Below are 11,951 nucleotides of genomic sequence, written 5' to 3' on the forward strand. Positions count from 1 at the left end.
CACCCCTTTCCCGGAGCACGACCATGACCCGCCGCCCTCTCCTCCTCGCCCTGGCCGGCGCCACCGCCGTCCTCGCGCTCTCCGGCTGCGCCTCGCCCGCCGACCCCGCGGCCGCGCCCGCGCGCCCGACGGTCCCCGCCCCGCGGGTCACGACCACCGCCGCGCCCGCCCCGGCCGAACAGCTCGCGACCGCGCCCCTGGCCCGCTCCGAACCCGTCCGGGTCCGGGTGCCCGCCGCCGGCGTCGACACCGGGCCGATCCTCGAGCTCGGCCTGAACCAGGACGGCAGCGTCCAGGTCCCCTCGGTCGCCCAGGCGGACCGGATCGGCTGGTACGGCAAGGGCGTCACGCCCGGCGAGACCGGCCCCGCGATCCTCATCGGCCACTACGACACCGCGAACGGCCCCGCCGTCCTGCGGAACGTGGGCCGCATCCACGTCGGCGACCGCGTCACCGTCACGCGCGCCGACGGCACGGACGCGGTGTTCCGCGTGCGCGAGCTGGAACAGGTCGACAAGAAGGCCTTCCCGACCGAGAAGGTGTACGGCGACACCCGGCGCCCCGAACTCCGCCTGATCACCTGCGGCGGCGAGCTGGTGGACGGGCACCGCCCGGACAACATCGTGGTGTACGCGGACCTGGTGGCGGCCCCGGCGGCCTGAGCGGCGGCCCGGCGCCCCGGGGCCCGGCCCCCTCCTGCCGAGCCCCCTGGGCCCTCCGCGCGCGGCTGAGGCAGAATCGGGCGCATGACGACCCCCGAGCCGCCCGCCGCACAGCCCTCCGAGCCTGCCGAGGAGGACCGTGTCTTCCGGTCGCCCCTGGGCATCGCGGGCGGGGTCTTCCTGATCGTGCTCGCCGCGGTCTTCGGGGTGGACTCGATCGTCCGCGGCGAGGGCCGCACGCCCTGGCTGGCACTCGCCTCGATGATCTTCGTGATCCCGTTGATCGTGGCCTTCACGATCCGCCCCGCCGTCTACGCCAACGACCGGCGGCTGCGCATCCGCAACCCCTTCCGTACCATCACGCTGCCCTGGGGCGCGGTCGCCGACGTCCGGGCCAGCTACTCCAGCGAGGCCTTCACGCACGCCGGCGGCAGGTACCAGCTGTGGGCCGTCCCCGTCTCGCTGCGCCAGCGGAAGAAGGCCGCCCGCAGTGCCGCCAGGGCCTCGCAGGACGACCCGCACGGGCGCACCTCGACGACCGCCGACGTCACCGACAGCAAGGCCCGCACGGCCCCCGCCGACCAGACCGTGGCCGACATCCGAGAGCTCGCCGAGCGCTTCGCCGACCGCCCGGCGGCCCAGGGCGAGCCGTCGATCCGCTGGGCCTACGAGATCCTCGCCCCGACCGCCGCGGGCCTCGTCCTGCTCGTCATCCTCATGGCGACCGGCTGAGGCCGGCGGCACCGCCCCGCCGCCTCACGGCGGGCCCGGCCACACCAGCAGCATGTAGCCGCCCAGCCACGCCGAGGACAGGGCGGCGCCGCCCAGCACCACGGCCGCGGCCGGAAGACGTGCGCGGGCCACGGCCAGCGCCACGGGCAGCAGGAGCGGGAAGCCCGGTACGAGGAAGCGGGCGCGCGGGAAGTAGACGCCGCCGCTGCCCAGGACGACCAGCAGCAGCACCCCGGTGAAGACGAGGAGCGGCAGCGGCTGGCCGTCCGCCACGGACAACGCGTACAGGGCCGCCGAAAGGACCAGGACGGCCGAGACCGCCACCAGGAACAGCTGCGGGTGGCGGGAGTAGACCAGCAGGTCACGCAGGACGCGCAGGGTGTCCGCACCGCCGTCCCACTCGTTCTCCCAGGTCCGCTGCACCGCGAAGTAGCCGTCCCAGCGGCCCAGCCGCAGCCCCACCCAGCCCACGAAGCCGAGCCAGCCCAGCGGGGCCGTGACGGCCGCCGCGAGGGCCTGCCGCTCACCGCGCCGCGCCGCGAGCAGGGCCGTCACCGACACGGCCGCCGCGACCGCGATCCCCGTCGGGCGGGTCAGCCCGGCCGCCACGGCGAGGCCCGCCGCCCACGCCCAGCGACCGCTCAGGACCGCGTACAGCGCACCCGCGGCGAGCGCCGTGAACAGCGACTCCGTGTAGCCCATCCACTGCACCACCGCCGCCGGTGACGCGCCCCACAGCACCGCGAGCACCGTGCCCGTACGGCGCCCGTGCAGCCGCTCGCCCACCGCGAAGATCCCCAGGGCGGCGGCCAGCGAGCAGAGCCCGGCGAGGACCAGGGCCACGGAGGCGCGGGAGCCCGGGGTGACGGCCGCGCAGGCCTTCACCAGGGCCGGGTAGAGCGGGAAGAACGCCAGGTTGTTGTGGTTGGTGCGGGTGCCCAGCTCGTGGTCGTAGCCGTGGTCGGCGATCCCCAGGTACCAGCCCGAGTCCCACGAGGTGGCGATCGTCGGCCACACCCCGTGGCCCTTGAGATGTGCCCAGCGCGCGAGGACGAGCAGCCCCAGGAGACGTACGGCCAGATAGCCGAGGAGGGCGGGGCCGGCCCGGCGGAGCAGCCGGGGGCGCGGTCGGGGAGCGGGCCTGCGCGCGGCCGGGACGGAGGGGCGCGGGGTCAGCACCGGGGGCACGGGGGACACCGGGTCACCCTGGCGCGGGGCACTCGGACACGGGGGGTGCGTTAGGGCGTCTGCCGTAGCGAATTCACCCGGGCGGGAAGACCGGAGGGCCCGTACGGAATCGTTTCCGTACGGGCCCTCCGGCGCGCGGGCGCGTGCGGAGTCGTTTCCGTACGGGCCCTCCGGTGCCTGGGCGCGTGCGGAGTCGATTCCGTGGGGCCCTCCGGTGCGCGGGCGCCGCGGCACCGGAGCGCTTCGGCGACCGGGCGTCGGCCGGGCGTTCCGGTGCGGTCCGCCCGCACCGGGCGGATCACAGACCGGCGGCCTCCGCCAGGTCCTTCTTGATCGCGTTCAGGACCTCGGTGCCTGTCGCGCGGGACGTCGCCAGCTCGCTCGCGTCGGCGACCGGGACCACGACCTCCAGGTAGCACTTGAGCTTGGGCTCGGTGCCGCTCGGACGGACGATCACACGGGCCTTGTAGTCGCCCTCCAGGTGGTAGCGCAGACCGTCCGTCGGGGGCAGCGACTCCGTGCCCTTCGTCAGGTCCTCCGCCGAGACGACGGTGAGCCCGGCGAGCTTGACCGGCGGCCTCTCGCGCAGCGCGGCCATCGCGTCGGCGATGACGCTCAGGTCCTCGACGCGCACGGACAGCTGGTCCGTGGCGTGCAGGCCGTGCGCGACCGCCAGGTCGTCCAGCAGGTCGGTGAGCGTGCGGTCGCGCTCCTTCAGCTCCGAGGCCAGCTCGGCGACGAGCAGCGCCGCCGTGATGCCGTCCTTGTCGCGGACGCCCTCGGGGTCGACGCAGTAGCCGAGCGCCTCCTCGTAGCCGTAGCGCAGGCCCTCGACGCGAGCGATCCACTTGAAGCCGGTGAGGGTCTCCTCGTAGCCCACGCCGGCCGCCTCGGCGATCCGCCCGAGCAGCGAGGACGACACGATCGACTCGGCGAACACGCCCCGCGCGCCCTTGTGGACCAGGTGCGCGGCCAGCAGCGCGCCCACCTCGTCGCCGCGGAGCATGCGCCAGCCGCCGTCGACGGAGGTGTCCGGGACGGCGACGGCACAGCGGTCGGCGTCCGGGTCGTTGGCGATCACGATGTCGGGGTCCACGGCGCGGGCCGCCTCGAAGGCGAGGTCCATCGCGCCGGGCTCCTCCGGGTTGGGGAACGCGACGGTCGGGAACGCCGGGTCGGGATCCGCCTGCTCGGCGACGAGCGCCGGCGGGGGGAAGCCGTGCCGGGCGAAGGCCGCCGTCAGCACGTCCTTGCCGACGCCGTGCATGGCCGTGTAGACGGTCCGCACGGTGCGGGGGGACCCCGGGGTCAGCACGGCGTCGGTACGGGCCAGGTAGGCCTCCAGGACCTCGTCGCCGAGCACGTCCCAGCCGGACTCCGGGCGCGGCACGTCCGCGAGCACGCGCACGGCGTCGATCTCGGCGGCGATCTCCGCGTCGGCCGGCGGCACGATCTGCGAGCCGTCGCCCAGGTACACCTTGTAGCCGTTGTCGCGCGGCGGGTTGTGACTCGCGGTCACCTCGACGCCGGCCACGGCACCCAGATGCCTTATCGCGTACGCCAGGACGGGCGTCGGCAGCGGGCGCGGCAGCAGCGCGGCGCGCAGGCCGGCGCCGATCATCACGGCGGCGGTGTCGCGGGCGAAGTCCGCGGACTTGTAGCGGGCGTCGTAGCCGACGACGACGAGGCCGCCGGTCTGCCCCTTGGCCTTGAGGTACGCGGCGAGGCCGGCGGCGGCGCGGATGACCACGGCGCGGTTCATGCGCATGGGGCCGGCCCCCAGCTCGCCACGGAGCCCGGCGGTGCCGAACTGCAGCGTGCCGGCGAAGCGGGCGGCGAGCTCGTCGGTGACCCCGCGGTCGAGGAGCGCGGCGAGCTCCTCACGGGTCTCCGGGTCGGGATCCTCGGCGAGCCACGCCTGGGCCCGGGCGAGGAGGTCGTCCTGCGTCACGGTGGTGTGCCTTTCGGAGAGTGTGCGGGCGGAGCGAAAGCGTGCGGGCGTTTCGAGCGGGGCTTTTCTTTTCCCCACCCCGCCCCTTCCCGTAACCGGGGGCTACGCCCCCGGACCCCCGCGGCGGGCGGGGACGGGACCTTCGCCCGGCCCTGTCGGGCCGGAGCCGGACCTGCCCCTGCTCCAGAACCTGTCAGGTCGGAGCCCGGGCCAGGGTGGCGTCCCCGGACGTCGGTGGACCGCCGGCCGGTCGGGGCCGTGCCGCCGAGGGCTTCGCCTCGGTCTCGGCGCCTCGGGCCGGAACCCCGGAGCGCGGACACCCGGTCCCCGGCCCCGGGACCCGAACGTCAGGTCCCGGATCCCAGCGTCAGCGCTCGGGCCCTCGGTCCCGAAGCCTCGTCGGTCCCGGACGTTCGGTCCGAACGTCAGGTCTGGATCCCTGGAACCCCGGAACCCGGATCCCCGGAACCCGGGGGTCTCGGGCCCTCGGTCCCGAACGTCAGGCCCGAACCGTCCTCGGTCCCGAACCGCCCCCGGTCCCGAACCGATCCTCGGTCCCGGAGCCCGGTCCCGGCCAGTACGCGCGGGGCTGCGTGCGCAGCCCCGCAAGGGCCGGGGCGGGGAGGTCCGCCCGTACGGGGCGGGCGGCAGCTCGGGCGCCGGGGCCGGAGGCCCGCCCCGGCTCCGGGAAGGGAGGGGAGGGGAGGGGGAGGGGGAGGGGCGCGGCGGACCGCGGCGGGTGGGATCAGATGCGGTCGAGGACCCGGGTGAGGAGTTCGCCCATGCGCGCCGCGGAGTCGCGACCCGCCTGGAGGACCTCCTCGTGGTTCAGGGGCTCTCCGGAGAGACCCGCCGCGAGGTTGGTGACCAGGGAGATGCCCAGGACCTCCGCGCCGGCCTCGCGCGCAGCGATGGCCTCCAGGACGGTGGACATGCCGACCAGGTCGCCGCCCATGACGCGGACCATGTTGATTTCGGCCGGGGTCTCGTAGTGCGGGCCGGGGAACTGGACGTACACGCCCTCCTCCAGCGTCTCGTCGACCTCCTTGCACAGCGCGCGCAGCCGCGGCGAGTACAGGTCGGTGAGGTCCACGAAGTTCGCGCCGACGATCGGCGAGGCCGCCGTCAGGTTGAGGTGGTCGCTGATCAGGACCGGCTGGCCGGGGCGCATGCCCTCGCGCAGGCCGCCGCAGCCGTTGGTCAGGACGATCGTCTTGCAGCCGGCGGCGACGGCCGTGCGGACGCCGTGCGCGACGGCGGCGACGCCGCGGCCCTCGTAGTAGTGGGTGCGGCCGAGGAAGACCAGGGCGCGCTTCTCGCCGATCTTGTACGAGCGGATCTTGCCGCCGTGGCCCTCGACGGCCGGCGGCGGGAAGCCGGGCAGTTCGGTGACCGGGAACTCGGCCTCGGGCGCGCCGAGCGCGTCGACGGCCGGGGCCCAGCCGGAGCCCATGACCAGGGCGACGTCGTGGTTCTCGACTCCGGTCAGCTCGCGAAGGCGCGCGGCGGCGGCCTCGGCGGCCTCGTACGGGGTGGCAGTAGCGTTCACTGACTCTCTCGCCTCGGGGAGGGGGGTCCGAGGGGAGCCCCGGACGGATTTGATACGCGCAGAAGCCTAGCCCGAGAATCCCTACGCGCGTAGATGACGTCGCGCACGGACCTGCGATCGTTGTCTTGTCGTTTCCGACAAAGAGGACGGGATGCGGCCCTCCCCCTCCGGCGGCGGCGTCAGCAGGGGCGCTTGCGCAGCTCCATCACGTAGTCGTGCGGCGCGCCCGCCGACTCGGCCGCGTCGGCGACCTCGCCGAGGTAGCGGGCGGACGGCAGGCCCCCTTCGTACGCGTTGAGCACGTACACCCACGCCGGCTCCTCGCCGTCGAGCGTGTGCACCCGGACCCGCATACGCCGGTAGATGTCGAGGCCGACGCCCTCCCAGCGGTCCATCGAGTCCTCGTCCATCGGAGCGATGTCGTACAGCGCGACGAAGACCTGGGAGCGCGGCGCCTCCACGATGGTCGCCAGCGCCCCCTCCCAGCCCATCTGCTCCCCGCCGAAGGTCAGCCGCCAGCCGTTCAGCCAGCCGGTACCGCGCAGCGGGGAATGCGGTGCGCGGCGCGTCATGAGCCGCGCGTCGAGGTTGCCGGCGTACGCGGCGTAGAGCGACATGGGGTCGAGGGTACGGGAGGGGGCGGGGTGGAGGGTGAAGTCCGTGGTGGCGGCCTCTTGGCCGGATCTCGACGGTGCCCGCGGGGGTCGCACGACCCGCCGGTGAGGCCCCGGCGCGTGGCCCGGCCGCGCGTACGGGACAATGGAACACGCACTTGAAGCGTGCGGGACAATGGCGTACGCACTGCAGCCCAGCGGGGGGACCCCCCGGCAGAACGAGAGCGCGAGGCGTAGATCCCAGTGACCCGGATCGTGATCATCGGCGGCGGACCCGGCGGATACGAGGCGGCCCTGGTGGGCGCCCAACTCGGCGCGGAGGTGACCGTCGTCGACTGCGACGGACTCGGCGGCGCGTCCGTCCTCACCGACTGCGTTCCCTCCAAGACCCTGATCGCCACCGCCGAGGTGATGACCACCTTCGACTCCTCCTACGAGGAGCTGGGCATCATCGTCGCGGACGACACCCCGCACATCGAGCAGGCGGCCCGCGTCGTCGGCGTGGACCTGGGCAAGGTCAACCGGCGTGTGAAGCGGCTCGCGCTCGCCCAGTCGCACGACATCACCGCCTCCGTGACCCGGGCCGGCGCCCGCGTCCTGCGCGGCCGCGGCCGGCTCGACGGGCGGCAGGCGATGGACGGCTCCCGTCAGGTGGTCGTCACCGCCGCCGACGGCTCCGAGGAGACCCTCACCGCCGACGCCGTGCTCATCGCCACCGGCGGGCACCCGCGCGAGCTGCCGGACGCCAAGCCGGACGGCGAGCGGATCCTCAACTGGACCCAGGTCTACGACCTCAAGGAGCTCCCGGAGGAGCTCATCGTGGTCGGTTCCGGTGTCACCGGTGCCGAGTTCGCCGGCGCGTACCAGGCCCTCGGCTCCCGGGTCACCCTGGTGTCGAGCCGTGACCGCGTCCTCCCCGGCGAGGACCCGGACGCCGCCGCCGTCCTCGAGGACGTCTTCCGGCGCCGTGGCATGAACGTCATGGCCCGCTCCCGCGCCGAGTCCGCCAAGCGGGTCGGCGACCGGGTCGAGGTCACCCTCTCCGACGGCCGCGTCATCTCCGGCACCCACTGCCTCATGGCCGTCGGCGCCATCCCCAACACGGCCGGAATGGGACTTGAGGAGGCTGGGGTCCGCCTGAAGGACTCCGGGCACATCTGGACCGACAAGGTCTCCCGCACCTCCGCCCCCGGCGTGTACGCCGCCGGTGACGTCACCGGCGTCTTCGCGCTCGCCTCCGTCGCCGCCATGCAGGGCCGGATCGCGATGTACCACTTCCTGGGCGACGCGGTGGCGCCGCTCAACCTGAAGACGGTGTCGTCGAACGTCTTCACCGACCCCGAGATCGCCACCGTCGGCTACACGCAGGCCGACGTCGACGCCGGCAAGATCGACGCCCGCGTCGTCAAGCTGCCGCTGCTCCGCAACCCCCGCGCCAAGATGCAGGGCATCCGGGACGGCTTCGTCAAGATCTTCTGCCGCCCGGGCACGGGGATCGTGGTCGGCGGCTGCGTCGTCGCCCCGCGCGCCAGCGAGTTGATCCACCCCATCTCGATCGCGGTCGACAACAACCTGACGGTGGAGCAGATCGCCAACGCCTTCACCGTGTACCCCTCCCTGTCGGGCTCGATCGCGGAGGTGGCGCGCCAGCTGCACACCCGAAAGGCAGCCGGCGAGGCCTGACGGCGGCCGTGCCCGCCGGAGTAAGGGCCGGGTGCGGGGACCGAGGGGTCCCGGCACCCGTCCCGGCGGTTCTCCTCCGGTCAGTCCTCCGGGGACCTTCGAGCGCGAGCGGCCTCTCCTCGTTCCGGTCGGCGGTGGCGGCGAGCTCCTCCGCGTCGGTGGTGAGATCCCGCAGCCGGCTTCCCAGCAGCTTGCGCTGGGAGTCGGGCGACGAGGTCAGGATGTGGGACTCGGCCAGATCCAGGACGTGGTGCGCCGACGCGGTACGCGACGTTCCGTCGACCACCCCGGCGTCGGCGCGCGGCGGCGCGTCGGAGAATCGGAACTCCACGTGCCCGGCCAGGAGTGCTGCTCGTCGCCATCCGATGACCCATCACCTCGTCGGCTGGGCGGGTGTGGGTGCAACTGTCAAGTGCCGTGGCGTGACGGGTCGTTCGGGAGGCGGGGTCAAAGGCGTCGTAAATCCTTTCACCACCTCCCTCTTCTTGTCGGGCTCGATCGTGGAAGTGGCACGGCGGTTGCACACCCGAAAGCGGGCCGGCGGGGCCCGAGGTCGTCGGCTGTCGCCGACCGGACACCGTCCCCGCCTGCGGGAACGGTTCGCCGAGCCGGACAACCCCCGGCAAGGCGGGGCATAGAACGAGCAACGGCAGAGACCCCCATACCACTTGGGGACCCCGCCTGTGTGCATCTTCTGCAATTCGGCGCAAACTGCTGAAAACTATCGGCTGGTCACGTTACTGTCAGTTTCGTGTTCGCTGCAGAACGTCGCCAGTTGATCCTCGAAATGGTGCGCGCCAATGGAGCCGTGTCGCTCCGCGAGCTCGCCCGCGTCGTCCAGACCTCAGAAGTGACCGTACGGCGTGACGTGCGGGCGCTGGAGGCAGAAGGACTCCTCGACCGCCGGCACGGCGGTGCGGTACTGCCGGGCGGATTCACGCGAGAATCCGGTTTCCCGCAGAAATCCCATCTCGCGACCGCCGAGAAGACGGCCATCGCCGATGTCGCCGCGAGCCTCGTCGAAGAGGGCGAGGCCATCGTCGTCGGCGCGGGCACGACCACGCAAGAGCTGGCCCGCCGGCTCGCCCGGGTGCCCGGGCTCACGGTCGTCACCAACTCGCTGCTCGTCGCCCAGGCCCTCGCCCACGCCAACCGCGTCGAGGTCGTCATGACCGGCGGCACCCTGCGCGGCTCCAACTACGCCCTCGTCGGCAGCGGGGCCGAGCAGTCGCTCCAGGGCCTGCGGGTGTCCCGTGCCTTCCTCTCCGGCAGTGGACTGACCGCCGAGCGCGGCCTGTCCACGTCCAACATGCTCTCCGCGAGCGTGGACCGGGCGCTGGTGCAGGCGGCGGCGGAGGTCGTGGTCCTCGCCGACCACACCAAGCTCGGGACCGACACCATGTTCCAGACCGTGCCGACGGACGTCATCACGCGCCTGGTGACGGACGAGCCGCCCGCCCACGACGAGCGGGCCGCCACCGAGCTCCAGGCCCTGGCAGACCAGGGCGTGCAGATCGCCGTGGCCGGCGCGCGTGCCGGACACGGGGGTGAGCAGCACCCCCCGGGCGGCGGCGGCCGCCCGCGCCGTGACCTCCCGCTGCCCGGGCAGCGCGGCCGGATGCCGGGCGGACAGTTCCGCGGCGGCCCGGGCAGCGCCCTCGCGGGCGAGGTCCTGGCCCCAGAACGCCCGGTCCGCGTCGCGGACATGCGCCGACGCTGAGTAGGGGCCGCGACGGCGGCCCACTCGGGGGCGCACGGCCTCAGCCGCGTACCGCTCACCGCGCTGACGGCCTACCTGCTCCTACGCTCACCGTGCGTACGCCCCTACGGGCCCGCCCGGCGTGCGGCTCACCGTGCGCAGGGCCCGCCGCGTGTGCGGCCCACCGAGCTGACGGGCTCACCCCGCGTACGCGTCACGGTGCGCGTAGCGACCCCGCCCACGTACGCCTCACGGTGCGCGTACAGGCCTCGCCACGCGTACGCCTCATGGTGCACGTACCGACCCCGCCCACGCGTACGCCTCATGGTGCGCGCACAGGCCCGGCCACGCGTACGCCCCAACGTGCGCGTACCGACCCCGCGCCCCGCAGACCGCGGTCCTCACGCCCGGAGGCCCCGGACCGTCAGGTCCAGTAGGCGGTCCGCCAGATCCGGGTCCTCCGGGGAGCGTTCTGCGGCCAGGGCGATGCCGTTGGTGAGTTTCATCAGGTCGCCGATCGACACGTCCGCGCGGACCCGGTCGGCGTCCTGGGCGCGGGCGAGGAGGCGCATGCCGGCCGCGCGCAGGGGCTCGCTGCACTCCGCGAGCGCCGAACTCCGTTCCTGCGAGGCGGACATGAGGGCGACGGACAGGCCCCGGTACTCGCCCGCGTGGGCGATCAGGGTGCGCAGCCACGCGACGAGCGCGGCGCACGGATCGGGCGCCTCGGCGAGTTCCGCGGAGCGGTCGAGGAGGGCGGCGAGGGCCTCCTGGAAGACGGCGCCGAGCAGGGCCTCGCGGCTGGGGAAGTGGCGGTAGAGGGTGCCGATCCCGACTCCGGCGCGGCGCGCGATGTCCTCCAGGGAGGCGTCCGTGCCGTGCGCGGCGAAGGCGGCGCGGGCCTCGGCCAGCAGTCGCTCGTGGTTGCGGCGCGCGTCGGCGCGCATACGGCGTCCTCCCTCGTGCGGTGTCCCCTGTGGCGAAGGGCCCGCAGGCGGTGAACGCCTGCGGGCCCTTCGTACCGTACCCCGGTGCTCCGGGGCCGGGTTCAGTCCTTGATCTCGCAGATCGCGGCGCCGGAGGTGAGGGAGGCGCCGACCTCTGCGGTGAGGCCCTTGATGGTGCCCGACTTGTGGGCGTTGAGGGGCTGTTCCATCTTCATGGCTTCGAGGACGACGATGAGGTCGCCTTCGTTGACCTCTTGGCCTTCCTCGACGGCCACCTTGACGATGGTGCCCTGCATCGGGGAGGCGAGGGTGTCGCCGGAGGCGGTGGGGCCGGACTTCTTGGCGGCGCGGCGCTTGGGCTTGGCGCCGGCGGCGAGGCCGGTGCGGGCCAGGGTCATGCCCAGCGAGGACGGCAGGGAGACTTCCAGGCGCTTGCCGCCGACCTCGACGACGATGGTCTCGCGGCCGGTCTCGTCCTCGTCGGTGTCGGTGCCGGCGGGGGCGAAGGGCTTGATCTCGTTGACGAACTCGGTCTCGATCCAGCGGGTGTGGACGCGGAACGGGTCGGCGGTGAACGCGGGGTCGACGACGACGGCCTGGTGGAAGGGGATGGCGGTGGCCATGCCTTCGACCTTGAACTCGGCCAGTGCGCGGGCGGCGCGCTGGAGGGCCTGTCGGCGGGTGGCGCCGGTGATGACGAGTTTGGCGAGCAGGGAGTCCCAGGCGGGGCCGATGACGGAGCCGGACTCGACGCCGGCGTCGAGGCGGACGCCGGGGCCGGTGGGCGGGGTGAAGGTGGTGACGGTGCCGGGGGCGGGGAGGAAGTTGCGTCCGGGGTCCTCGCCGTTGATGCGGAACTCGAAGGAGTGGCCGCGGATCTCGGGGTCGTCGTAGCCGAGTTCCTCGCCGTCGGCGATGCGGAACAT

The 11,951-nt window shown here is 73.8% G+C and carries 10 protein-coding genes; 4 read left to right on the forward strand and 6 right to left on the reverse strand.

Features of this window, described 5'->3' with window-relative positions:
• Window positions 1–23: 23 nt before the first annotated feature.
• Together AB0M16_RS02655 and AB0M16_RS02660 are read left to right on the forward strand one after the other, a co-directional pair.
• Window positions 24–662 (forward strand): class F sortase, encoded by a 639-nt coding sequence (locus AB0M16_RS02655; protein ID WP_365337891.1) that lies wholly within the window; start codon window positions 24–26, stop codon window positions 660–662.
• Between the two features lie 84 nt (window positions 663–746).
• Entirely contained in the window at window positions 747–1,394 is a 648-nt protein-coding gene (locus AB0M16_RS02660; protein ID WP_365337893.1) for a PH domain-containing protein, read from the forward strand.
• Between the two features lie 24 nt (window positions 1,395–1,418).
• Here the strand turns inward: AB0M16_RS02660 and AB0M16_RS02665 are convergent, their stop codons facing one another.
• From AB0M16_RS02665 to AB0M16_RS02680, 4 genes are all read right to left on the reverse strand, one after another.
• Complete coding sequence (locus AB0M16_RS02665) at window positions 1,419–2,510, reverse strand: mannosyltransferase family protein (protein WP_365337974.1); 1,092 nt, start codon at window positions 2,508–2,510, stop codon at window positions 1,419–1,421.
• Between the two features lie 370 nt (window positions 2,511–2,880).
• Window positions 2,881–4,533, reverse strand: coding sequence for a phospho-sugar mutase (locus tag AB0M16_RS02670; RefSeq protein ID WP_365337895.1), 1,653 nt, complete (start codon window positions 4,531–4,533; stop codon window positions 2,881–2,883).
• Between the two features lie 745 nt (window positions 4,534–5,278).
• Entirely contained in the window at window positions 5,279–6,082 is an 804-nt protein-coding gene (locus tag AB0M16_RS02675; RefSeq protein WP_365337897.1) for a purine-nucleoside phosphorylase, read from the reverse strand.
• 179 nt (window positions 6,083–6,261) lie between these two features.
• Window positions 6,262–6,699 (reverse strand): gamma-glutamylcyclotransferase, encoded by a 438-nt coding sequence (locus AB0M16_RS02680; protein WP_365337899.1) that lies wholly within the window; start codon window positions 6,697–6,699, stop codon window positions 6,262–6,264.
• 240 nt (window positions 6,700–6,939) lie between these two features.
• Here AB0M16_RS02680 and AB0M16_RS02685 point away from each other — a divergent pair, with 240 nt between their 5' ends.
• Window positions 6,940–8,379 carry an NAD(P)H-quinone dehydrogenase gene (locus AB0M16_RS02685; protein ID WP_365337901.1) on the forward strand — a complete coding sequence of 480 codons (1,440 nt, stop codon included), beginning with the start codon at window positions 6,940–6,942 and terminating at the stop codon, window positions 8,377–8,379.
• Window positions 8,380–9,130: 751 nt separating this feature from the next.
• Entirely contained in the window at window positions 9,131–10,099 is a 969-nt protein-coding gene (locus AB0M16_RS02690) for a DeoR/GlpR family DNA-binding transcription regulator (RefSeq protein WP_365337903.1), read from the forward strand.
• Window positions 10,100–10,479: 380 nt separating this feature from the next.
• On the opposite strand, the gene AB0M16_RS02695 is transcribed toward AB0M16_RS02690, so the two are convergent.
• Both AB0M16_RS02695 and AB0M16_RS02700 read right to left on the reverse strand, forming a co-directional pair.
• The gene (locus AB0M16_RS02695; RefSeq protein ID WP_365337905.1) at window positions 10,480–11,025 is read right to left on the reverse strand and encodes a helix-turn-helix domain-containing protein; all 546 of its coding nucleotides are present in this window, start codon (window positions 11,023–11,025) and stop codon (window positions 10,480–10,482) included.
• A gap of 101 nt (window positions 11,026–11,126) precedes the next feature.
• A partial coding sequence (locus AB0M16_RS02700) for a biotin/lipoyl-containing protein (protein WP_365337907.1) occupies window positions 11,127–11,951 on the reverse strand: 825 nt, incomplete at its 5' end.

Source organism: Streptomyces sp. NPDC051921, from assembly GCF_040680975.1.
Lineage (GTDB): Bacteria > Actinomycetota > Actinomycetes > Streptomycetales > Streptomycetaceae > Streptomyces.

Coding starts and splice junctions, on each gene's coding strand:
- AB0M16_RS02655 (WP_365337891.1), top strand. CDS start 24: ATGACCCGCCGCCCTCTCCTCCTCGCCCTGGCCGGCGCCACCGCCGTC.
- AB0M16_RS02660 (WP_365337893.1), top strand. CDS start 747: ATGACGACCCCCGAGCCGCCCGCCGCACAGCCCTCCGAGCCTGCCGAG.
- AB0M16_RS02680 (WP_365337899.1), bottom strand. CDS start 6,699: ATGTCGCTCTACGCCGCGTACGCCGGCAACCTCGACGCGCGGCTCATG.
- AB0M16_RS02695 (WP_365337905.1), bottom strand. CDS start 11,025: ATGCGCGCCGACGCGCGCCGCAACCACGAGCGACTGCTGGCCGAGGCC.